This is a genomic window from Bowmanella pacifica (assembly GCF_014645355.1).
In the GTDB taxonomy this organism is placed as follows: domain Bacteria; phylum Pseudomonadota; class Gammaproteobacteria; order Enterobacterales; family Alteromonadaceae; genus Bowmanella; species Bowmanella pacifica.
Genome location: NZ_BMLS01000002.1, coordinates 839851 through 862910 on the forward strand (window position 1 = coordinate 839851; position 23060 = coordinate 862910).

The window sequence follows — 23060 nt, forward strand, 5'->3', positions numbered from 1 at the left end:
TTTGTTCAAATCCAGCCTCTTTCGATGACAACATCCTAAAAATGCCGCTTTTACCCCGCCTTGCCAACTGGTATAACGTGAGCCAAGCAAACTGAAGGATGCAGCCATGCAACAAACTTTTCGCCTCGTTATTGATTGTCCGGACCAAGTCGGCTTAGTGGCCGCCGTGAGTCAATTTTTGGCGGGGCATAACGCCACCATAGTAGAAGCCAGTCACCATACCGATCTGCAAACAGGGCGCTTCTTTATGCGTCACGAAATTAGGGCCGACTCACTCCCGCTAAGCCTGGAAGCATTTCGCTCGGTATTTAGCCCTTTGGCCGAACAGTATCAGATGAACTGGCGCCTTACGGACTCACACCGCAAGCAAAAAGTGGCGTTACTGGCTAGCCACGAGTCCCATTGTTTAATTGACTTACTGCATCGTTGGCATACCAATGAGTTGTATTGTGACATTCCCTGCATTATCGCCAACCACCCTCATATGCAGCAGTTTGCTGACTGGTATAACGTGCCTTTTCATTGGGTGGATTTCCAAACGTTGGGCAAGGAAAAGGCCTTTGAGGAAATTCAGAACCTGCTTCATCACTATCAGGCTGATCTCACCGTTTTAGCCCGATTTATGCAGATTCTACCCAATCAGCTTTGCGAAGCATTGGCGGGTAAAGCTATTAATATCCATCACAGCTTTTTACCTTCGTTTGCCGGGGCCAAGCCCTATCAGCAAGCCTATGACAGGGGCGTTAAACTTATTGGTGCCACCTGTCACTATGTCACCTCAGATCTCGATGAAGGCCCAATTATCGAGCAGGAAGTCATGCGTATCAGCCACAGTGACTCAGCAGCCGATATGGTGCGCAAAGGTAAGAATTGTGAAAAACAGGCACTGGCTAACGGTGTTCGTTATCACCTTGAAGACAGAGTGATCATCCACCAGCACAAAACTGTGGTGTTTGCCTGACGTGAATAAGGTCTCGCCCTGCCTGATGGCAGGGCTTGCTCTCTCATCTAAAGCGACGAAGAATATCTATCCACGGCCTGATTTCTAGCCGCCAGATAATCCAGCTTAAGCTGTTTAATCAGCCCGGTGATCATCGCCAGCTCTTGCTCCAGTAGCGGCAATTTATCCAAATCATAAGCCGATACATTCAAGTCAGCGGTATCCAGCAGGTCGCCAAAATAGGAAATCATCAGCAGTACCTGATCGCCCTTAAACTCACAGCTCAGACCCGAGCCCTTGGCCCGTGCTCGAAACAGAGTATCTAACGCCAGTAAGCGCTCCATCATGGCAGGAGAAAGCAAATAACGGGCATACTGCTGGTCTGTACTGCTAACCTCAAAACGCTTCTCAAACTCAGGGTTTTCCAGTGCCACTTTACGTCTGGCCATAGAGGCCGCAAACATATTGCCAAGCTTTCCGTAGTCCATCCCTACCACAGTGTGGCCACTTAATTGAAATGGCAGCTTGAGTACCACTGCCCCGCCTCGAAATACCGTGGTAGAAGATTTGTGCCCTTTACGCTCCAGTTTCAACTCACAAAATTCAAACTCGATGTCTTCAACCTTGCCGCTAATATAGTCTTCATGCGACTTACGGGAAAAAGACGGCATGGTATCCAGTGTCTGCACACCATCAATATCAATACAGCCTTTTTCATCGTAACGAAAATCGCCAAAGGCCTTTACTAATACAGGCATCAACATTTGTTTATAATGCTTGCGGTACTGCATTTCAGGATAAATGACCCAAATAGCTAGGCCTGCCGCCACAAAAAGCACACTAATATGTAAGTCACCACTGGCCAGATACAACAGATCCCATATCAGGGCGGGTAACCACAAAATCCACCCCAGCCGTAATGCCCATTTTTTATTGCGCGTTTTAGTGGCCAGCTTTTCCAGCCGAAAAGCTTCCAATGGTGCCAATAAGGGTTTCACATCGGATTCAATTAGCGCTTTAAATTCGTCCGATAGAGGTGTGTCTACTTCAACATGTCGTTTAAAGGCGGAACCATCTGCCAATTGACGGATAGCAACACCAGCCTGTTGAAAGGTATGAAGAAAATTACTCATGATTTCAGGAAGCTATCGGCATCAACAGGCTTGCGGTCAGCTTCAACCACCTCAAAAAATGGCATAGGCGATAAGCCCAGCATGGCAGCAATTAAATTGCCGGGGAATATCTGAATGGCATCACGATAGCTTTTACCGGCCGCATTGTAACTGCGTCTGGCGGCGGAAATATGCTCCTCCACGTCGGCGTATACCCGCTGGGCTTCCAACATATTTTGCTGTGATTTCAGCTCGGGATAATTTTCCACTGCCACCAGCAAGCTACCCATTTTCTGTGATAAGTCGGCCTCCAAGGCAAAGCGCTCTGATTGAGCGGCTTGTCCTGAGGCTTTCAAAACTTCGGTACGCAATCGGGTGATATCTTCCAGTAAGGTTTTTTCATGCTGCATAAAACTGGCTGCTATCTTCAGAATATTGGGAATTAAGTCAGTACGCTTCTTGAGCTGCACATCTATCCCTGAAAAAGCTTCCTGAGCAGCGTTACGACGAGAAATAATTGAGGCATACCAGACATATAAAAGAACCAGCGGGATTGCCAACATGGCAATGGTCGTCCAAGTCATAACTACACTCCTTTGAATTGGATGAAACAAAAGATTATTTGTTCTTTCACATGCGGGTCAAGACTTTTCCCCAACAAAAAAGGGGCGATGCCCCTTCCTGCCCTAGTAAATTACAATGCTTTAAAGATGGCCTCCACTGAGGCTTTGGCATCGCCGAACAGCATAGCGGTATTGTCTTTAAAGAACAGTGGATTCTGCACGCCAGCGTAGCCGGTATTCATGGAACGCTTAAATACGATAACCTTACGCGCTTTCCAGACTTCTAATACCGGCATACCCGCGATAGGACTACCAGGGTCTTCTGCTGCAGCGGGATTGACGGTGTCATTGGCACCTATCACCAGCACCACATCGGTTGATGCAAAATCCTCATTGATTTCATCCATTTCCAGAACAATGTCGTAAGGCACTTTCGCCTCGGCGAGTAATACATTCATATGCCCAGGCAAACGCCCCGCCACAGGATGAATCCCAAAACGCACCTCAACACCCATGCCGCGAAGCTTCTCGGTCATTTCATACACGGGATATTGTGCCTGGGCGACCGCCATACCATAGCCTGGCGTAATGATCACTGAACTGGCTTCTTTAAGCAGTTCGGCCACCTCTTCAGCCTGGATTTCCCGATATTCGCCCATCTCTTCGTCACCGGAAGACAGGCCGTCGGTACCAAATCCACCGGCAATCACGCTGATAAAAGAGCGGTTCATGGCCTTGCACATAATGTACGACAGAATAGCCCCGGAACTTCCCACTAAGGCACCGGTAACAATCAACAAATCATTGGAGAGCATAAAACCGGCCGCCGCGGCCGCCCAGCCCGAGTAGGAGTTCAGCATAGACACCACTACCGGCATATCCGCACCGCCAATGGATGCCACCAGATGCCAGCCAAACGCCAGTGCGATGAAGGTTACTAATAACAACGCTAAGGCAGAGCCCTGGGCACTAACAAAATGCGAGAGCAGTAAAACAGACACCAGCACAGCGGCTAAATTCAGTTTATGACGGTGAGGAAGCATCATGGGCTTGGAAGAGAAAATCCCCTTCAGCTTACCAAATGCCACAATTGAGCCAGTAAAAGTGACAGCACCGATAAATACGCCGAGAAAGATCTCCACCAAATGAATACTTAACATGGCCCCATACAAAGGTGGATGATCGATATAAGTGTTATATCCTACTAATACCGCCGCCAACCCTACAAAGCTGTGCAGTATAGCCACCAATTCCGGCATCTGGGTCATCTCTACCTTGCGTGCCAGATGCATGCCAATAGCCCCACCGGTCACCATGGCCAACACAATCCAGCCCAACCCTGCGGATGTCGGGCTGAAAATAGTTGCCAGTAACGCAATGGTCATACCCGCCATACCGAAATAGTTACCGGCTTTGGCACTTTCCTGTTTAGACAGCCCCGCCAGACTCAATATAAACAGCAGGGCGGCAATGATATAGGCGGCTTGTACTAATCCTGCAGACATTTACTTGCCCCCCTTACGAAACATCTCCAACATTCGCTTGGTCACCGTAAAGCCACCAAAGATATTGATACTGGCGATTAACACGGCAATAAAGGACAGGAAAGTCACCAGCCCATCCCCCTGACCTATCTGTAACAATGCCCCCACCACGATAATCCCCGAAATCGCATTGGTAACCGACATCAAGGGGGTGTGCAGCGCATGAGTCACGTTCCACACCACGTAGTACCCCACCACACACGCCAGCACAAATACCGTAAAATGCGATAAAAACTCAGGCGGTGCACTGCTGGCCAACCAAGCGAATAAGCTGGCCGCGATCGCCATCAGCAGATATTTACGTTTCGGATCCATTGGCTTTTGATCTGTCTTAGCTTTTATCTGCTGCGGCTTCACTTTAGGCTGCGCCGATACCTTAATAGGCGGGGCTGGCCAGGTCACTTCGCCGTCTTTAACGACGGTAACAGCGCGGATCACTACATCTTCAAAATCCACTGCGATCTGACCGTCCTTGTCTTTGCATAACAGCTTGGCCAGGTTAATCAGGTTGGTTGCGTATAGCTGTGAGGACTGAGTAGGCAGGCGACCGGTCATATCTGTGTAGCCAATGACTTTTACACCACCTGGTGTTGTAACTAGCTTATCGGCCTTAGTGTAAGCACAGTTGCCACCATTAGCCGCAGCAAGATCCACCACCACACTGCCGGGTTTCATGCTGTCGATCATTGCTTTACTGATCAACTTAGGCGCCGGCTTTCCAGGGATCAGTGCCGTCGTAATGATGATGTCCACCTCTTTAGCCTGTTCGGCATACAAACGCTCAGCGGCCTGATTAAACTCATCGCTAGTTTCTTTTGCGTAACCATCGCTGCTTTGTTCCATGCCTTTGACATCGACTTCCAGAAACTCAGCGCCCATACTCTGAACCTGCTCTTTCACTTCGGGACGTACATCAAAAGCTCTCACTATAGCGCCCAGACTGCCCGCTGCGCCTATAGCCGCTAAACCAGCCACCCCAGCCCCCGCCACGAGTATCTTGGCAGGCGGTACCTTACCGGCTGCGGTAATTTGCCCGGTAAAAAAGCGCCCAAACTCATGGGCGGCTTCCACCACAGCACGGTAACCGGCAATATTTGCCATAGAGCTCAGCGCATCCAGTGACTGAGCGCGGGAAATTCGTGGTACGGCATCCATTGCCAGCACATTAACCTGTTTCTCGGCTAGGGTAGCCAACAGCTCAGGATGCTGAGCAGGCCAGATAAAGCTGACAATAGTGCTCCCGGCTTTAACCAACTCAAATTCGTCTATCCTTTTGCGGCCGTTTTTCATCGGCGCATTGACCTTAAAAATGATATCGGCCTGCCAAATTTCTTCCCTGCTGGCGAGCCTTGCCCCAGCATCGGCATAGGCTTGGTCGGTAAAGCTGGCCAATTCTCCCGCGCCGGATTCAACCACCACGTCAAAGCCAAGCTTTAATAACTGCTCTACCGTCTTGGGAGTCGCGGCTACGCGGGTTTCATGAGTAAGGATTTCTTTGGGTACGCCGATGAGCATGGGCATTCCTTGTTCACTTTGCCGATTATTTAACCATCAGTTCTACCGAAGGACGTTAAGCTAATCAATCTTTTTTTATAGGTAGGAATAGTTAACTAAACAGCGTCAATGAAAGGAAAAAGCGCGCTCAACCTGAATAAGGATAATACTTAGAATGTCACCGAATAAGACAAGTGCAGCTGGGTTTCCCTGAAGTTTTCGCCATCCTGGCGCCCAGAATCAAATCGGTTCTGATACTCAACCCCCTTTAGGGTCAACAGTAAGGTCTGTTGCTCAGCCAGCGCCACCTGGGCATTCACTAACCACCCTTGCCGACTGCCTAATGGAATAGCGCGAGACTGACTCAGCGACAACTCTCCAGCATGCGCCAGTTGCCAGCCAAATCCCACAGATACATCTTCGGCAAATCTGAATTGCGGTACCACTGAAAAAGCCAGTTCAGAAATACGGTGGCTATTGGGGCAAGCAGAAAGGGTTTTGTCCACTTTACTAACCTGAAAAGAAAACTGCATATCTTCATTTACCGCTTGTTGCCATTCAACTTGCTGCTGACGGTAGCGATAAAAGTCCACATGCCCGGACTCCCAGCGCTGGTAACTAAGCGCTCTATCAGACTGTAGCCAATCCTCGCCGAATCCACTGGTGTCCGAGAGCTCGGCAACCGCCGTGCTAGTGAGCAAACTGAGCAATAACAATTTGTACCTATGCATGAGCCCAACCTTCACCTCAGGGAATGAGGTTCAAGCATAGCTTGCTTCAGATCTCGAATAGGTAAGCGAAGTTATACCTGATTATCTTTTAAGCAGCAGATGACCGAAAGCAGGAAGACAATAAGGAGAGATTCAGACATAAAAAAAGCGCCCTAAGGCGCTTTTTAACAAAATCCTAAGAGGTTTACACCTCGGTGGATTTCTCAACAACGGTAACCAAAGTGAAGGTCTTTGTCTTAGACAAAGGACGACACTCTCTTACAGTGACGATATCGCCAATGCTGCACTCGTTGTTTTCATCATGTGCATGCAGTTTAGTAGTACGCTTGATGAATTTACCGTAAATCGGGTGTTTCACCTTGCGCTCAATAGCGACAGTGATGGACTTGTCCATTTTGTTGCTAATGACACGGCCCTGCAGTGTACGTGTATTTTTTTCAGTCATTAGGCACCTGCCTTCTGAGTCAGAATGGTTTTAACACGCGCAATGCTGCGACGCACTGATTTCAACTGGTGAGATTTTTCCAGCTGACCTGTGCTGTGTTGCATGCGCAGGTTGAACTGTTCGCGCAGCAGGTTCAGCAGCTCTGCGTTCAGCTCTTCTACGCTTTTGTCTTTCAGTTCAGTAGCTTTCATTACATCACCGTCCGAGTTACAAAGGTTGTCTTGAAGGGCAACTTAGCAGCAGCCAGTGAGAATGCTTCACGAGCCAGCTCTTCAGAAACGCCTTCGATTTCGTAAAGTACGCGACCAGGCTGGATCTGACATACCCAGTATTCAACGTTACCCTTACCTTTACCCTGACGAACCTCAAGAGGCTTTTCAGTGATTGGCTTATCGGGGAATACGCGGATCCAGATCTTACCTTGACGCTTAACGTGACGAGTCAGGGCACGACGAGCAGCTTCGATTTGACGAGCAGTCATGCGACCACGGCCAGTGGCTTTTAAGCCGAAAGTACCGAAGCTTACCTTACCGCCTGCAATTGCCAGACCGCGGTTACGACCTTTGTGCTGCTTACGGAATTTCGTACGTTTTGGTTGTAACATCTCTTAGCCCCCTTGCTTAGCGCTGCGGCCTTTCTTCTTAGGTGCTGGAGCTGGAGCTTGCTCGGCAGCATTGGCTGCTGGCAGACCACCCAGAACTTCACCTTTGAAGATCCACACTTTAACGCCGATGATACCGTAGGTTGTGCTGGCTTCAGAGGTAGCGTAATCGATGTCGGCACGGAAAGTGTGCAATGGCACACGGCCTTCACGATACCACTCAGAGCGAGCGATTTCAGCGCCGCCAAGACGACCGCTTACTTCAACCTTGATACCTTTGGCACCAATGCGCATAGCGTTCTGTACCGCACGCTTCATAGCGCGACGGAACATTACACGGCGCTCCAGCTGGCTGGAGATGCTGTCGGCAACCAATTGAGCATCTAGCTCAGGCTTGCGAACTTCCGCAATGTTGATCTGTGCAGGAACGCCGGCCAGGTTAGAAACGTGCTTACGCAGTTTTTCTACGTCTTCACCTTTCTTACCGATAACCACACCAGGGCGTGCAGTGTGAATAGTCACACGGATGCTCTTGGCTGGACGCTCGATGACGATCTTAGAAACTGACGCATTCTTCAGTTCTTTGGTCAGGAACTGACGTACCTGATGGTCATTGAACAGGTTGTCTGCGTAATCTTTAGTATTAGCGTACCAGGTAGAAGTCCATGGTTTGCTGATACCCAGGCGTATACCTGTAGGATGTACCTTCTGTCCCATTATCTACTCCTAGTTATCAGCCACAACAACAGTGATGTGACTGCTACGCTTGAAAATACGGTCCGCACGGCCTTTAGCACGAGGCTTAATACGCTTCATGGTTGGGCCTTCGTCGACGAAGATCTTCGCGACTTTCAGCTCGTCGATATCTGCACCTTCGTTATGCTCAGCATTGGCGATGGCAGACTCCAGAACTTTCTTAACCAGACTAGCCGCTTTTTTAGGGCTATAAGTCAGAAGCTCCAGGGCTTTCTCAACGTGCATTCCGCGAATTTGATCCGCAACCAGGCGCGCTTTTTGAGCCGACGTACGGGCAAAACGGTGTTTAGCTAATGCTTCCATTATCCTACCCCTTAACGTTTAGCTTTCTTATCCGCGACGTGGCCGCGGTAAGTACGCGTTGGCGCAAATTCGCCCAACTTGTGGCCGACCATTTCGTCACTAACCAGTACTGGAACATGTTGGCGACCGTTATGGACTGCAATGGTCAACCCAATCATATTTGGGATGATCATGGAACGACGTGACCAAGTTTTGATTGGACGACGATCATTCTTTTCCACCGCAGTCTCTACCTTCTTCAACAAGTGCAGGTCAATAAATGGACCTTTCTTGAGAGAACGTGGCATGGTGAATCCTCGCTATTACTTATTACGACGGCGTACGATGAGCTTATCGGTACGCTTGTTATTACGGGTCTTCTTACCCTTGGTAGGTTTACCCCAAGGAGAAACTGGGTGACGACCACCAGAGGTACGTCCTTCACCACCACCGTGAGGGTGATCAACCGGGTTCATGACAACACCACGAACGGTTGGACGAACACCTCTCCAACGAGTAGCACCCGCTTTACCCAATTGACGCAGCATGTGCTCAGCGTTGCCGACTTCACCAATGGTGGCGCGACAATCAGCCAGAACTTTACGTACTTCACCACTGCGCAGACGCAGAGTGATGTAACCGCCGTCACGGGCCAGAATCTGAGCATAAGCACCAGCAGAACGTGCCATTTGGGCACCCTTACCAGGCTTCATCTCAATGGCGTGTACTGTTGTACCAACAGGCATATTGCGCATTGGCATAGCATTACCAGCTTTGATAGGTGCAGCAGCACCAGACTGTAGCTTATCGCCAGCGCTGATTCCTTTAGGAGCCAGGATGTAACGACGCTCACCGTCTGCATACAGCACCAGGGCAATGTTAGCAGAACGGTTAGGATCGTATTCCAGACGCTCAACTACAGCAGGAATACCGTCTTTGTTACGTTTGAAGTCAATAACACGGTAATGTTGCTTATGACCGCCACCAATGTGACGAACAGTAATGCTACCGCCGTTATTACGACCACCGGTCTTGCTTTTCTTCTCCAACAAAGGTGCATAAGGTGCGCCTTTGTGCAGATCAGGGTTGACGACCTGAACAACGTGACGACGACCGGCTGAAGTTGGATTCGCTTTCAATAATGGCATGGTTAAATCCCCTATTACTCAGCGCCACCGACGAAGTCGATGTCCTGACCTTCTTTCAGCTGTACGTAAGCTTTTTTCCAGTCGCTGCGCTTGCCAATACGCATACCGGTACGCTTGGTTTTACCCTTCACGTTCACGGTGCGAACAGCATTGACTTCAACTTCAAACAGTTTCTCAACCGCTTGCTTGATTTCAGCTTTGGTCGCGTCTCTCAGCACTTTGAAAACTACAGTGTTGTTGCCTTCGGCAGCCATAGTAGATTTTTCAGAGATGTGTGGCGCCAAAACCACTTTCAGTAGACGTTCTTCGTTAATCATGCCAACGCCTCCTCGAGTTGTTTCACTGCATCAGCAGTGATCAACACTTTTTCAAACGCGATCAGGCTGACAGGATCGATACCGGCTACGTCACGAACGTCAACCTTGTACAGGTTACGTGCAGACAGGAACAGGTTCTCGTCAACTTCTGCAGTCACGATCAATACGTCTTTCAGATCCAGGGCTTTCAGCTTAGCCAAAAGTTCCTTGGTCTTAGGTGCTTCAACACCGAATTTCTCTACAACAATCAGACGTTCCTGGCGAACCAGTTCAGACAGGATGCTTTTGATAGCACCACGGTACATCTTCTTGTTTACTTTCTGATCGAAGTCACGAGGCTTAGCAGCGAATGCACGGCCACCACCAACCCAAATTGGGCTGCGGATAGTACCAGCACGTGCACGGCCAGTACCTTTTTGACGCCATGGCTTCTTACCACCACCGCTGACTTCAGAACGCGTCTTTTGAGCTTTAGTGCCCTGGCGAGCGCCAGCACCGTAAGCTACTACTACCTGGTGTACCAGAGCTTCGTTAAACTCACGTCCAAAGGTAGCTTCGGATACTTCAAGAGCGCTGTTCGCGTCTTTCAATACTAATTCCATCACTAATCTCCCAGACGTTACGCTTTAACCGCAGGCTTGACGATCAGATCGCCGCCTGTAGCACCGGGTACTGCACCACGAACCAACAACAAGTTGTTAGCAGCGTCAACACGTACAACTTCCAAAGACTGAACAGTAACTTGCTCGTCACCTAAGTGACCAGCCATCTTCTTGCCTTTGAAAACCTTACCAGGTGACTGGTTCTGACCAATAGAACCAGGGGCACGGTGAGACAAAGAGTTACCGTGCGTATTACGCTGGTGACGGAAGTTCCAACGCTTGATAGCACCGGCGAAACCTTTACCTTTAGAGGTACCGATTACGTCAACCTTGGCATTCTCAGCAAAGATTTCAACAGTGATTTCACTGCCGACTTCAATGCCTTCGCCTTCATTGTCATTCAGGCGGAATTCCCACAGACCACGGCCCGCTTCAACACCAGCTTTAGCAAAATGACCTGCTTCAGCTTTAGTTACGCGGTTAGCTTTCTTGGTACCTGCAGTGACTTGCAATGCGCGATAACCGTCTTTCTCATCAGTACGCAACTGAGTGACGCGGTTAGGCGTTGCTTCGATAACAGTCACAGGGATGGACACGCCATCTTCAGTGAAGATGCGGGTCATACCTACTTTACGACCGACTATACCAATCGCCATTGTTAAAACCCTCTCTTGTTAGCCCAGGCTGATTTGAACATCAACGCCGGCAGCCAAGTCCAACCTCATCAGCGCGTCTACTGTTTTATCAGTAGGCTCGATGATGTCCACCAGACGCTTATGGGTACGGATTTCATATTGGTCACGTGCATCTTTATTTACGTGAGGAGAAATCAGAACCGTGTAGCGTTCTTTGCGGGTAGGCAGAGGAATAGGACCGCTAACCTGAGCACCAGTGCGTTTGGCAGTTTCAACGATTTCAGCCGTAGACTGATCGATCAACTTATGATCAAACGCTTTCAAACGAATACGAATTCTTTGATTTGGCATCGACCAAGCTCCAATCAAAAGAACAAAAAAATTCACCCTCACCAACCTGAATAATCAGGGGGAGGATGGGTGTAAACCGCCGACCCAAAATTAGGGTCTTGTGTTCATCGCTGGTTTGATAAATCATCCCAACAAAGCCTGCCTTTTTGGCAGTGGGCGCGAATTATACCTACGTTGGTTTTTTATGCAACCTAAATACTGCAAATAATCTGAGATTTAGCTCCCAGATTATCAACCTGGCGGTAGCTTTATATAAAGCTTCACCAGATAGTACAAAATGCCCCTTAGCTATATCCACCGCACGGGTGGTCAGCTATAGTAGCCCTAACATAGTAAGTACATGATAACTTTGTAAAACATGATCACGAGCAAATCAGACCGCCAGCTAACTCAAATTCGTCAGCTATTAGACGATTACAGTGGGCTGATGGATGCTTATGAGAAATTGGAGAGCATAGTGCTGGGCATGTTCAATGCCGAGCGTATGAGTATCTTCCAGCGTCGACGTCAGCATCAGGATTTGGTGGCGCGGTTTAAAACCGGTCGTGAAGTGCGTGAAATTAAGGTTCAAATTACCCCCCAGTCTATCGCCGGCTATGTCGCGCTCAGTCAGTTGCCGCTACTGATATCCGACCCATACAATGCCGAGGAGTTGGCCGCCATTCACCCTAGGTTGCGTTTTGCCGACAGGTTCGACAAGTCTTCTTCTTTTGTCACCCGCAACATTATTTGTGTCCCCGTAATGAACGCAGGCGTGCTGCTGGGGGTCATGCAGATAATTAACAAACGCCAGGGTGACTTTAACTCTGATGACTTGGAACTCGCCAATCAGTTGGGTGCCATGATCGGAGAGAAATTCCGTTTCGAACTGGGAGGAACCAACAAACCGTTTCAATATCTTGTACATAAGGAACTGATTAGCGAAACGAATCTGGATACATTGTTGGAGAGCTGTAAGGACCCTAAACAGCTAGTGCAAAGGCTTATCAGTGAACATCGCATAGCCGAGAACGAGTTAGGCCATGCGCTATCAGTTCACTATCAGGTTCCCTACCTGGCTTACCTACCGGATAAGTACCACATCTATCAGGGCAACAGTAAACTCAACCTGTCCTATTTGAAACGCAACTATGTAGCAGTTGTAGCAGACGTTTCCGATAACCCCATCATTCTGATGGCCGAGCCCAACAATGCCGCATTGTTGATGGAAATTGAAAGTGCGCTTGGTATCGACAGTTACGACATCCATGTTTCTCTCCCCAGCCACGTATTGCAGTATTTAGGTGAAAGTGGCGGCGGTGCTGTCGCACCAGGGGAAATGGACGAGATACTGGACGAAATCGGTGGCGGTGGCGAAGACCTAGAAGAGCAGCAAGATGATCTGTCCGATGATGCGCCAGCGGTCGTCAGACTGGTTAGCCGTATTCTGCATGACGCTAAGCGACTGAACGCCTCCGATATTCACGTGGATGCAGAAAAAAGTGGCCCTACCCGCGTTAGGATGCGGGTAGATGGCGTTTGCCGTGATATCACCCAGATCCCAGCCTCACATCATAGTGCAGTTGTAGCGCGCATTAAGATTCTCGCCAACCTGAACATAGCAGAAAAGCGCGTACCTCAGGACGGCAAGCTAGCAGTAAAAATGTCGGGCCAATTAGTAGAAGTGCGGGTAGCAACTATTCCGACCGTTGCCGGTGAGGGAGTCGTTATGCGGATACTGGCATCCGGTGGTGCAATGCCGATGGAAAAACTAAACCTTGCCCCAACCAATGCTGAACGCTTAAAGGAAATGATTAAAAAGCCGCACGGCATTATCTTGGTGGTAGGTCCCACCGGCTCAGGAAAAACCACAACACTGCACGCAGTGTTAGGGGATCTTAATACCCCAGAGAAGAAAATTTGGACCGCGGAAGACCCGGTAGAAATAACCCAAGCCGGTCTACAGCAGGTTCAGGTCAGCCCCAAAATTGGTTTTACCTTTGCCAATGCATTACGTGCATTTTTGCGTGCTGACCCGGATATTATTCTTATCGGTGAGATGCGGGACAAAGAAACCGCCCATGCCGGTATTGAGGCGTCATTAACGGGACACTTAGTATTATCGACTTTGCACACTAACTCGGCCCCAGAGACCATCACCCGTTTGTTAGACCTTGGCTTAGACCCGGTTAACTTCTCCGACGCCTGTGTGGGCATATTAGCCCAGCGCCTGATTCGTACGCTATGCCCTAACTGTAAGGAAGAATACCAGGCCAGTGACGCCGATATCGGTTTTATTCATCGCCAATATGGTGAAGAGTACATAGCAGAACTCAATCTTCCTGAACCACTGATGCTCTATCGAGCGAAGGGTTGTGAGGCCTGTGGCGATATCGGCTATAAAGGTAGAACCGGCGTTCATGAGTTGCTGGCAATGACGCCAGAGTTGCGAGCCTTGGTATATAAGGAAGCGGCTGTGTCGGCTATGAAAGAACAGGCAATGAAGGACGGTATGCGTACCCTGACCCAGGACGGTATCTATAAGGTGATAAAGGGAGATACGGACATTGCCCAAGTACAAATTATCAGCGGCACAGAATAGGGCTGCGCGATACTCGCCCGCCCTTTGCTACACTGTGTTTATCTACGCTGCTCAACTGAGTAAACGTTATGGCAGATGAACTGGAACAATCATTTCAGATCCTCAAGCAAACTATTCCACTGCTAATTAAGCATCAGATTTCAGCCATCCCCACTAATTATGCCCTGTGGTATACCTACGCCAGTAATCAATCGGCACCATTAAATGCCGAATTGGACAGATTGACTTTAAACGATCACCCGCTGTCCTCTGCTAAAATACAGGAGTTATATCGCCAGCACATTGCCGATAGTCAGGAGGTGGGCGCCTGGCAACTGCGGCAGTCTCTCGAGGCCATGCTAACCGAGCTATCGCAGTCGCTGCTGGATACCCGCAGCGATACACAAAACTTCAAACAGAGTATTGATAACCGCCTGTCAGATCTAGATAAGGTAGAAAAAGAGGGCTGGTCGGTTGAGGAGGTGATGCAACTTGTCCGCTCTTTGGTGAAAGAAACCCAGCATATCAAGCGCAGCACGCTGGATTTCGCGGCCGCCTTGGCTACCGCAGAAAAAGAGATTGCCGATCTTCGCGAACAGTTGAAAGACAGTCAACAGCATGCTCTGTACGATGCTTTGACCGGCCTGCATAATCGCCGTTACCTGGATGAAGAATTAAGGGTGATGAAACCAGACAAAGGAACCTGTCTGATTATGGTGGATATTGATCATTTCAAATCCATCAATGACCAATTTGGTCATCAGATGGGAGACCGCGTACTTAAAGCGGTAGGAAAAAAGCTTAAGGACTGTTGCCGCGACAATGCCATGGCGTTTCGTTTTGGCGGTGAAGAATTTGCCATCCTGCTGCAAACCAGCAAACTTAATCAGGCCATTCATCAGGCAGACGTGATGCGCCGCGCCATTGAAAAAGTCAGCGTCATTGATCGCCGTACAGGCAAAACCCTGGATGGTATCAGCGCATCATTTGGGGTGGCAGAATTTAGCGGCTCAATGCGTAACAGTGATCTACTCGAACAGGCTGACAAACAGCTATACCAAGCAAAAACGCTGGGCCGAAACCGCGTTATGCCTTTAAGCAAATGAAGGTCAGTGAACCATTACTCACGCGATAGACTTTTCAGGAAAAGCCTTGATATTCCGGCAAGCTTGCATTTAGGTCGTACCAGCATGCCTTATCCGATACCCATATATGCTTGGCTTCCTGACTGAGCGGATTATCATCCAGCGACCCTAGCCTCAATATAATATGGGAGGTATTCTCACGCTTGGCATAAATTTGTGTACCGCATCGGCGACAAAAATACCGGTGTTTACCTGGTGAAGACTCAAACTCACTTAACAGCTCATGGCCATAGAGTCTAAAGTCAGAATCAACGACCGAGGCCACACTGGAAAATGCAGCCCCATGGGCTTTGCGACAAGTTCGGCAGTGACAATGAACAATATCCCCTACGTTGCCGCAAATCTCATAACGAACTTGTCCACACAAGCAACTGCCTTTTATCACAGCATCTTCCTTATATATAGGTGTGCCTGTTTAACGCTTTCCTTGGCAAGCTCCACTATTGGGAGATTTACCAGCCCAACATCGGCCTTCAACTTTCAACTATGCCGTCATTGACTATGCATAGCCAGGAACTTTGTGTGCAACTGCGCCTGAGTTTCCGGATGAGCGGGATCGGACTCGATACAATCCACCGGACAGCAAGCCACGCATTGTGGTTCATCGTAATGGCCGACGCATTCGGTACATCGGTTAGTATCAATCTCGTAAATCTCAGCCCCCATAGTGATCGCCTCGTTAGGACATTCCATGGGACAAACATCACAATTGATGCATTCTTCGGTAATATGTAACGCCATAAAATTAACTCCCGACCTGATAAAATGGCTGCCTGGTAGTGGTTTGTAGTGGCAGATTGCGCATAACAATGCCGTATTGGGCATCAATACTGGCGGGCGGTTTAATCCAAACCCGGTACCCAGCGCCTGGGGCCACTTGCATGGGTAAGCCTGACTCGGTGTGCATCTGGGTTAAAACAAAATCGCAATTACCAGTAGGAGTCATCAATTCCAGGCTGCAGCCCAGCATGAATTTGTTTTTAACTTCCACCAGCAAGCAACCATCGCTTCTTTGCTCTAACACCTCACCAACCAACTGCTGGCTATCACTGACTGAACTGCCATCCTCATAGTTCTGATGTTCATCATGGGTATGGCGACGCAAAAATCCCTCTGTGTAACCACGATTAGCCAGCTTTTCCAACTCTGCCAGCAATAATGGGTCAAAAGGTTTACCAGCAGCCGCTTCATCAATAGCTCGCCGATAGACCTGAGCTGTGCGGGCACAATAATAGAACGACTTGGTACGCCCCTCTATTTTCAAGGAGTCCACCCCTATCTCCATCAGTTTCTGCACATGTTGTACGGCCCTGAGATCTTTGGAGTTCATAATGTAAGTGCCATGTTCATCTTCAAACACCGGCATTAATTCGTCTGGGCGTAAAGCCTCCTGCAAGAATGCCTGAGGATTGCACGTTTCGCTTTCTGCCCCGCTCCCACAGGAGTCTTGCTGCATCCCATGTACCTGATACTGCCACCGACAGGCATTAGTGCAGGTCCCCTGATTAGGATCCCGCTTATTCATATAGCCGGAAAGTAAACAACGACCTGAATAAGCCATGCATAAAGCACCGTGCACAAAGACTTCAAGTTCAGTATCAGGACAGCGCTGGCGAATTTCTTCGATCTCTTCAAGCCCAAGTTCTCTGGAAAGAATGACCCGCTTAATCCCTTCCTGCTGCCAAAAACGCACGGTCGCCCAATTAACGGCGTTAGCCTGTACAGAAAGGTGAATATCCAGATTAGGAAAAGCATCTCGCGCCAACATAATAAGACCAGGATCTGACATGATTAATGCGTCAGGATTCATCTCTACGACTGGGCGTAAATCCTGCAAAAAGGTTTTCAACTTACTGTTATGGGGAGCGATGTTATTTACCACATAGAGTTTTTTGCCCTGTGCGTGGGCTTCATCGATGGCTTCGGCCAACCTAGCGTGGTTAAACTCGTTATTTCTGACTCGCAATGAATAACGAGGCTGTCCGGCATAAACCGCATCAGCACCATAAGCGAAGGCATAGCGCATGTTCTTCAAGCTTCCGGCAGGACTGAGTAACTCCGGTTTACCCTTTAAGGTCGTCATAAATAACTCCGCGAAGAATGAAAGGAAAATGGCATACTAGGCAGAATTTCGTTGGCAGGTGTTAATCAGGATCAATAAACTTAGGTTAAACTGTCACTGTTATTCGGCGAGCCGTTACGCCGTGAATAAAGAGCAACAACAGCTTTCTGTCTGCTCTTCTTGGCGGCAGAAAGAACTTTTGCACAAATATTTAGCAGAAAACGGGTTTTTAACTGCGTTTTCCTGTATACTTGCGCGCGATTTTTTTCCCTTAAACTTTGTGAAGGAAACCATGGCAGATTTATCCCTCTACAGAAATATTGGTATTTTCGCCCACGTTGACGCGGGTAAAACTACCACTACTGAACGTATTCTTAAGCTCACCGGCAAAATCCATAAACTCGGTGAAACGCACGAAGGCGAATCCACCATGGACTTCATGGACCAGGAAGCCGAGCGTGGTATTACAATCCAGTCAGCAGCAACAACTTGCTTCTGGAAAGGTCACCGCTTTAACGTTATCGACACTCCCGGACACGTTGACTTTACAGTAGAAGTATATCGTTCACTGAAAGTACTGGACGGCGGTATCGGCGTATTCTGTGGTTCTGGCGGTGTTGAACCTCAGTCAGAAACCAACTGGCGTTATGCCAACGATTCTGAAGTTGCACGTCTGATTTTCGTCAACAAGCTTGACCGTATGGGTGCAGACTTCTTCCGCGTTGTTGAACAAATCAAAAACGTACTGGGCGCTAAGCCTCTGGTCATGACTTTGCCAATCGGTCGTGAAGATGACTTTGTTGGTGTAGTTGATGTACTGACCAAACAAGCTTATGTCTGGGACAGCACCGGCAACCCCGATAACTTTACGGTATCTGAAGTCCCTGCGGATATGGTTGACCAAGTCAATAAGTATCATGACGAGCTGGTAGAAACCGCGGTTGAGCAAGACGATGACCTGATGATGGCTTACATGGATGGTGAAACGCCATCTATGGAAGATCTGAAGCGTTGTATCCGTAAAGGTACTATCAACCTGTCATTCTTCCCCACTTTCTGCGGTTCTGCGTTCAAAAACAAAGGTATGCAGTTGGTACTGGATGCGGTTGTTGATTACCTGCCTAACCCAACTGAAGTACAGCCTCAGGACATGACTGATCCTGAAACCGGTGAACCAACAGGTGAAACCGCAACAGTTGCCGTTGAAGAACCTTTCCGTGCATTGGCATTTAAGATTATGGATGACCGTTTCGGCGCCCTGACCTTTATCCGCGTATACTCAGGTAAGCTGAATAAGGGTGACACCATCCTGAACTCTGCTACTGGTAAAACCGAGCGTATCGGCCGTATGGTGGAAATGCACGCCAATGACCGTAACGAGTTGGCAGGTTGCCAAGCCGGTGACATTCTGGCCTTCGTTGGTATGAAGAACGTGAAGACTGGTCACACCCTGTGTGATCCTAATCACCCTTGCACACTGGAACCCATGATCTTCCCTGAGCCGGTAATCTCTATTGCCGTTGCGCCAAAAGATAAAGGTGCTTCAGAGAAGCTGGGTAACGCTCTGTCTAAGATGATTGCAGAAGATCCAACCTTCATCGTTGAAACCGACGAAGACTCAGGCGAAACCATCCTGAAAGGCATGGGTGAGCTGCACTTGGATATCAAAGTAGACATTCTGAAGCGTACTTTCGGTGTTGAGCTGGTTGTGGGTAAACCTCAGGTTGCTTACCGTGAAACTATCACCAAAGCCGTTGAAGATTCATACACGCACAAGAAGCAGTCAGGTGGTTCTGGTCAGTTTGGTAAGATTGACTACCGCATCCGTCCTGGTGAACCAGGTTCTGGTTATAAGTTCAGCTCCACTGTTGTGGGCGGTAACGTACCTAAAGAATTCTGGCCTGCCATCGACAAAGGCTTCAAGAGCATGCTAGACGAAGGTACCCTGGCCGGTTACCCCGTTCTGGATGTAGAAGTAGAACTGTACGATGGTTCATTCCACGCAGTTGACTCATCAGCTATTGCGTTCGAAATCGCTGCCAAAGGCGCTTTCCGTCAGTCTATTCCAAAAGCTGCACCTCAGTTGCTGGAACCTATCATGAAGGTTGACGTATTCACCCCTGAAGATAATGTGGGTGATGTTATCGGTGACCTGAACCGTCGTCGCGGCATGATTAAGGACCAAGAAGCGGGCGCGACTGGCGTACGTGTAAAAGCGGATGTGCCTCTGTCTGAAATGTTCGGCTACATTGGTTCTCTGCGTACTATGACTTCTGGTCGTGGCCAGTTCTCAATGGAATTCTCACACTACATGCCTTGCCCGGCCAACGTATCTGAGAAAGTCATCGAAGAAGCCAAAGCTCGTAAAGCTGCTGCTAAGAAGTAATAGCTTTTACAGCTAAGAAAAGCCGACCTTCTGGTCGGCTTTTTTATGCCTGGCAAATCACCTGGTCAGACAATTTTGCGACAACACTTAGCTTGAATTCACCTTGCCTTTTCTTCGCCCTATAAGAGAATGTTTTTTAACCACACAGGTTAAGTTGTTTGAACATTGGGGTGTGGAAATACTGCGTATCCAAACAAAATTGGTATGATAGGCTTAATAACTTCTATTGGCGCTTCAGAGGGGACCCATGTCCAAGACAGATGATATGCCCAGCATCCAGCTGGAACCGGAAGATAGAGACGCCTATCTGAACAAACGCAGCAAGCAACCCAAAGCAGATAAGAGCAGTGCGGCAGAACAACCTCATGTTGTCGCGCCTAAAGGCGGTGCAGGAAAAGGCTTAGTCTCTTTTGTTATGTTGCTGGCTCTGGCAGGCCTTGGCGCAAATGCTTGGCTTTATCAGCAGTTGGAAACAGAAAAGCAAAATCTGCAGGCTGCCAAAGACCGTATTGAGGATCTCGAAGGCAAGCTGTCAGCGACAGGTGAAGAAATGGGTGAATCCACCGTCGCCCTGCAGGCTAAGCTCAAGGCCGTGACAGAGAAGACCGATGAACTCTGGGAGCAAATGGACAAACTCTGGGCATCAGCCTGGCGTAAAAACCAATCAGAGATTAAAGAACTGTCTAACGCATTAGGTAACATGCAGAAGCAACATCAGTCTGTCGCTGAAAAAGCGCGTCTGTTAGAAACCGATATGTCAATGAGCACAACTCGGGTCAGTGCCATTGAAGAACAGTTTGCTAAATTAGAGAACAGTCAGGATACACTGCATACCAGCCTGATGAAGATCAGCTCAGCGCAACCGAAACTGAACAGCCAGTTAGATGAGTTGAAAGGTAAATTGCGTGACAGCCAACAGAATATTCAGGATCTGGGCTTACGTATCACACAATTGGAAAACATTATTCAGGCCCCCACGGCCGCAGTATCGCCCCCGACATCTAACACAGGTGAATAGATATCAAAAAGCCCCTTACAAACGGGGCTTTTTTGCTTAAAACGTTATTAAAATGCGACGGGATAACGCTGGAGAACAGTGGAGATAGCCTGCATTTTTGCATCATTTAACGACACCTCAAAGGCAGCAACATCTTCTTCTAATTGCGCCATACTGGTGGCACCAATAATAGTTGATGTTACGCCATCCACCTGATTTACCCAGGCCAGTGCTAGTTGTGCGGATGTCATTGATAAGGATGCCGCCAGATCAACATACTCCTGAATAGCGGCCTGCGATGTTGCAGTATCTCTGAATAGCCCATTTCGCTGCGTGAGTGTCCAACGGGTGCCTGCCGGACGCTGACCATTAAGATACTTACCCGTCAGCATCCCCCCGGCAAGGGGCGACCAGGGTAAATACGCTACATCAGAGTGAACACATTGCTCAATAAGATAAGGCCAGTCTTTGGTATGCAACAGACTAAATTCATTTTGAATAGATACCATACGAGGCAGACTGTGCTTTTCACTGAGGCGAAGATACTCTGCTATCCCCCAGGTGGTGTCATCAGACAGACCACAGTAGCGAATCTTGCCGGCTTTAACACAGCTATCCAAGGCCTGCAGAATTTCCAGCATTTGATTACTGTGCATCTGCGTATTTACCTCGGTGAAGTTCACCTGCCCGGGCCAATGCTTACCAAAGTGCGGGGTTGTTCTATTAGGCCAATGCAACTGATAAAGGTCGATATAGTCGGTCTGCAAACGTTGTAACGACGCATCCACCGCCTGGATCACCGCCTCACCGGTTATTTCTCCTCCACCTCGGATGTATGGCAGACCCGGGCCAGCGATCTTACTGGCAATAATTAAATCTTTACGTTTTGGAGCATTTTCGGCCAACCAGTTACCCAGAATGGTTTCGGTTTTACCATAGGTCTCGGCACTCGGTGGCACCGCGTACATTTCGGCCGTATCAATGAAGTTTATCCCTTGAGCGAGAGCATAATCCAACTGAGCATCGGCATCTGTCTGGTTATTCTGTTTTCCCCAGGTCATAGTCCCCAGGCACACTCTGGAAACCTGTAAATCACTTTTGCCTAATCTGCTGTACTGCATGGCTTATCTCTTTGTGTTACTGAATCTAGTTTTATTGGGGCTATACGCAGCAAGCTCAACCCCATATTGACCATTTTCCCTGATGAAAAGACTATGTGCTCCGCTGTGAAGTGGATTCCCTCGCTTCCCTGCGTGACGACGCCCCTAGGGCAGCGAATCTCTGCCAACTCACTCTAGCTCTACCAGCAATCTGCGCCCTGATCTAATGCGCTCGACTTTTAATTGCTGCCCCTGGCTTATGTTCATCCAAATACTGGTGTTGCCGTCTGACGCTAAAAGAACTAAATGCAAACTGCGAACAGGAGCTAAAACAGAGGACTAAGCGAAGCAAAGAGTAGAGGTTAATACGCCCCTGTAGCTCACAGGCGGACAAGGATAATTAGCAATGAGCATTATTTATTTGAGTTTGGAGGAATATTGTTCCCTTTGATTAACCGAAGAGCAAATACGATGATTCAGCTTTGTCTGCTGAAAGGATGACAGCGGTTCAGATGACATAAATATTAAAGCTTATAGAGACTCGCAGAGCATCACTGCGATTGGGTAAGACAGCGTGGGGGACATGGGAGCGGAACAGCATCAGGCGGTTTTCTATCGGCGTATAACAAGTCTCATAGTTCTCTATGCTGCCTTGAGGGTTGGTTACTGCCGTTTGCATATTGGGGTGGTAGAACTTGATATCACCGCAATCTGGAGGTGCTGACAGATAGAATACCCCACTTAAGTATGAGGGATGGATTGCGTGCAGATGATTATGCACTTCCTGACTGTCACCTGGCGCATAGAAGTTAAACCAACTCTCTCTTACTTCAACACCCTGAGCTTCAGGATGAAGCTTACTAAGAAAGGCACCTGCATGGCGGATAAGAAAAGCATGAAAGTGAGTTAAGTCATACTTCTGGATGATCTGACGATGCCCTGCCTGGCGTGACTGAATATAAGAACGGCTTTTGGCATCCTTTCTGCTCAGGATCTCATCCAATTCTCTATCGACCACGGACTGCAACTCGGCTCTGACTTCAGCAGCCTCTTGTTCTGAGGCGTCATGATGATAAATGGCGGTAGGAAACCAAAGCTCAATTTTCATTACGATTTTATCCGTTACAACTCAGATAACGAGAGTAACGTATCGTTTCGTCAGGCTCCACCATCAATATTAACCATTTTAAAGCAATGCATTCACATTCTTGCTAATTAGACAGATATAAAAAAGGCTCCCGAAGGAGCCTTTTCAATCACTTAAGCAATCAGAATCACTCAAGGATCTT

General features: G+C 48.6%; 26 protein-coding genes. 5 read left to right on the top strand and 21 right to left on the bottom strand.

What is annotated here, in order from left to right; genetic code table 11:
- Positions 1 to 106 precede the first annotated feature (106 nt).
- Positions 107 to 961 carry a formyltetrahydrofolate deformylase gene (purU, locus tag IEX02_RS09870; protein ID WP_188693929.1) on the top strand — a complete coding sequence of 285 codons (855 nt, stop codon included), beginning with the start codon at positions 107 to 109 and terminating at the stop codon, positions 959 to 961.
- A 47-nt stretch (positions 962 to 1008) separates the two neighbouring features.
- On the opposite strand, the gene IEX02_RS09875 is transcribed toward purU, so the two are convergent.
- The 16 genes from IEX02_RS09875 to rpsJ form a co-directional block, all read right to left on the bottom strand.
- Positions 1009 to 2073, bottom strand: a complete 1065-nt coding sequence (locus IEX02_RS09875; protein WP_188693932.1) for a DUF3137 domain-containing protein — start codon at positions 2071 to 2073, stop codon at positions 1009 to 1011.
- The gene (locus IEX02_RS09880) at positions 2070 to 2636 is read right to left on the bottom strand and encodes a LemA family protein (protein ID WP_188693935.1); all 567 of its coding nucleotides are present in this window, start codon (positions 2634 to 2636) and stop codon (positions 2070 to 2072) included. Before IEX02_RS09880 ends, IEX02_RS09875 begins: the two co-directional genes overlap by 4 nt.
- Before the next feature lie 110 nt (positions 2637 to 2746).
- On the bottom strand, positions 2747 to 4120 hold the full coding sequence (pntB, locus tag IEX02_RS09885) for a Re/Si-specific NAD(P)(+) transhydrogenase subunit beta (protein ID WP_188693937.1): 1374 nt from the start codon (positions 4118 to 4120) through the stop codon (positions 2747 to 2749).
- Positions 4121 to 5674, bottom strand: coding sequence for a Re/Si-specific NAD(P)(+) transhydrogenase subunit alpha (locus IEX02_RS09890; RefSeq protein WP_188693940.1), 1554 nt, complete (start codon positions 5672 to 5674; stop codon positions 4121 to 4123). It abuts the gene before it with no gap.
- Positions 5675 to 5823: 149 nt separating this feature from the next.
- Positions 5824 to 6384 carry a hypothetical protein gene (locus tag IEX02_RS09895; RefSeq protein ID WP_188693943.1) on the bottom strand — a complete coding sequence of 187 codons (561 nt, stop codon included), beginning with the start codon at positions 6382 to 6384 and terminating at the stop codon, positions 5824 to 5826.
- Positions 6385 to 6568: 184 nt separating this feature from the next.
- Positions 6569 to 6829 carry a 30S ribosomal protein S17 gene (gene rpsQ / locus IEX02_RS09900; RefSeq protein ID WP_188693946.1) on the bottom strand — a complete coding sequence of 87 codons (261 nt, stop codon included), beginning with the start codon at positions 6827 to 6829 and terminating at the stop codon, positions 6569 to 6571.
- Positions 6829 to 7020, bottom strand: a complete 192-nt coding sequence (gene rpmC / locus IEX02_RS09905; RefSeq protein WP_188693949.1) for a 50S ribosomal protein L29 — start codon at positions 7018 to 7020, stop codon at positions 6829 to 6831. The genes rpsQ and rpmC overlap by 1 nt, the downstream gene beginning before the upstream one ends.
- Positions 7020 to 7433: a 50S ribosomal protein L16 gene (rplP, locus tag IEX02_RS09910; RefSeq protein ID WP_188693952.1), complete on the bottom strand. Its 414-nt coding sequence runs from the start codon at positions 7431 to 7433 to the stop codon at positions 7020 to 7022. The genes rpmC and rplP overlap by 1 nt, the downstream gene beginning before the upstream one ends.
- 3 nt (positions 7434 to 7436) lie before the next feature.
- Positions 7437 to 8147, bottom strand: a complete 711-nt coding sequence (rpsC, locus tag IEX02_RS09915) for a 30S ribosomal protein S3 (protein WP_188693957.1) — start codon at positions 8145 to 8147, stop codon at positions 7437 to 7439.
- Positions 8148 to 8156: 9 nt separating this feature from the next.
- Positions 8157 to 8489 (bottom strand): 50S ribosomal protein L22, encoded by a 333-nt coding sequence (rplV, locus tag IEX02_RS09920; RefSeq protein WP_188693959.1) that lies wholly within the window; start codon positions 8487 to 8489, stop codon positions 8157 to 8159.
- A gap of 11 nt (positions 8490 to 8500) precedes the next feature.
- Positions 8501 to 8776, bottom strand: coding sequence for a 30S ribosomal protein S19 (gene rpsS / locus IEX02_RS09925; RefSeq protein ID WP_188693962.1), 276 nt, complete (start codon positions 8774 to 8776; stop codon positions 8501 to 8503).
- A gap of 15 nt (positions 8777 to 8791) precedes the next feature.
- Positions 8792 to 9616, bottom strand: coding sequence for a 50S ribosomal protein L2 (rplB, locus tag IEX02_RS09930; RefSeq protein WP_188693965.1), 825 nt, complete (start codon positions 9614 to 9616; stop codon positions 8792 to 8794).
- A 14-nt stretch (positions 9617 to 9630) separates the two neighbouring features.
- The gene (gene rplW / locus IEX02_RS09935) at positions 9631 to 9933 is read right to left on the bottom strand and encodes a 50S ribosomal protein L23 (protein ID WP_188693968.1); all 303 of its coding nucleotides are present in this window, start codon (positions 9931 to 9933) and stop codon (positions 9631 to 9633) included.
- On the bottom strand, positions 9930 to 10535 hold the full coding sequence (gene rplD / locus IEX02_RS09940; RefSeq protein ID WP_188693972.1) for a 50S ribosomal protein L4: 606 nt from the start codon (positions 10533 to 10535) through the stop codon (positions 9930 to 9932). Before rplD ends, rplW begins: the two co-directional genes overlap by 4 nt.
- 17 nt (positions 10536 to 10552) lie before the next feature.
- Positions 10553 to 11191, bottom strand: coding sequence for a 50S ribosomal protein L3 (gene rplC / locus IEX02_RS09945; RefSeq protein WP_188693975.1), 639 nt, complete (start codon positions 11189 to 11191; stop codon positions 10553 to 10555).
- A gap of 18 nt (positions 11192 to 11209) precedes the next feature.
- A complete protein-coding gene (gene rpsJ / locus IEX02_RS09950; protein WP_010179497.1) occupies positions 11210 to 11521 on the bottom strand; it encodes a 30S ribosomal protein S10 in 312 nt (103 codons plus the stop codon).
- A gap of 358 nt (positions 11522 to 11879) precedes the next feature.
- Here rpsJ and IEX02_RS09955 point away from each other — a divergent pair, with 358 nt between their 5' ends.
- Together IEX02_RS09955 and IEX02_RS09960 are read left to right on the top strand one after the other, a co-directional pair.
- On the top strand, positions 11880 to 14102 hold the full coding sequence (locus IEX02_RS09955; RefSeq protein ID WP_229702171.1) for a GspE/PulE family protein: 2223 nt from the start codon (positions 11880 to 11882) through the stop codon (positions 14100 to 14102).
- A gap of 68 nt (positions 14103 to 14170) precedes the next feature.
- Complete coding sequence (locus IEX02_RS09960; RefSeq protein WP_188693977.1) at positions 14171 to 15187, top strand: GGDEF domain-containing protein; 1017 nt, start codon at positions 14171 to 14173, stop codon at positions 15185 to 15187.
- A 34-nt stretch (positions 15188 to 15221) separates the two neighbouring features.
- On the opposite strand, the gene IEX02_RS09965 is transcribed toward IEX02_RS09960, so the two are convergent.
- From IEX02_RS09965 to trhP, 3 genes are all read right to left on the bottom strand, one after another.
- Positions 15222 to 15611 carry a GFA family protein gene (locus IEX02_RS09965; RefSeq protein WP_188693980.1) on the bottom strand — a complete coding sequence of 130 codons (390 nt, stop codon included), beginning with the start codon at positions 15609 to 15611 and terminating at the stop codon, positions 15222 to 15224.
- A gap of 107 nt (positions 15612 to 15718) precedes the next feature.
- A complete protein-coding gene (locus tag IEX02_RS09970; RefSeq protein ID WP_188693982.1) occupies positions 15719 to 15967 on the bottom strand; it encodes a YfhL family 4Fe-4S dicluster ferredoxin in 249 nt (82 codons plus the stop codon).
- 4 nt (positions 15968 to 15971) lie between these two features.
- The gene (trhP, locus tag IEX02_RS09975; RefSeq protein WP_188693984.1) at positions 15972 to 17309 is read right to left on the bottom strand and encodes a prephenate-dependent tRNA uridine(34) hydroxylase TrhP; all 1338 of its coding nucleotides are present in this window, start codon (positions 17307 to 17309) and stop codon (positions 15972 to 15974) included.
- A 271-nt stretch (positions 17310 to 17580) separates the two neighbouring features.
- Between trhP and fusA the strand changes: the two genes are divergently transcribed.
- Both fusA and IEX02_RS09985 read left to right on the top strand, forming a co-directional pair.
- On the top strand, positions 17581 to 19674 hold the full coding sequence (gene fusA, locus IEX02_RS09980) for an elongation factor G (protein ID WP_188693986.1): 2094 nt from the start codon (positions 17581 to 17583) through the stop codon (positions 19672 to 19674).
- A 247-nt stretch (positions 19675 to 19921) separates the two neighbouring features.
- Complete coding sequence (locus IEX02_RS09985; protein WP_188693988.1) at positions 19922 to 20692, top strand: hypothetical protein; 771 nt, start codon at positions 19922 to 19924, stop codon at positions 20690 to 20692.
- Between the two features lie 47 nt (positions 20693 to 20739).
- Here IEX02_RS09985 and IEX02_RS09990 read toward each other — a convergent pair whose 3' ends face one another.
- Together IEX02_RS09990 and IEX02_RS09995 are read right to left on the bottom strand one after the other, a co-directional pair.
- Entirely contained in the window at positions 20740 to 21792 is a 1053-nt protein-coding gene (locus tag IEX02_RS09990) for an aldo/keto reductase (protein WP_188693991.1), read from the bottom strand.
- A gap of 487 nt (positions 21793 to 22279) precedes the next feature.
- Complete coding sequence (locus IEX02_RS09995) at positions 22280 to 22879, bottom strand: TIGR02466 family protein (RefSeq protein ID WP_188693994.1); 600 nt, start codon at positions 22877 to 22879, stop codon at positions 22280 to 22282.
- Positions 22880 to 23060: the final 181 nt, after the last annotated feature.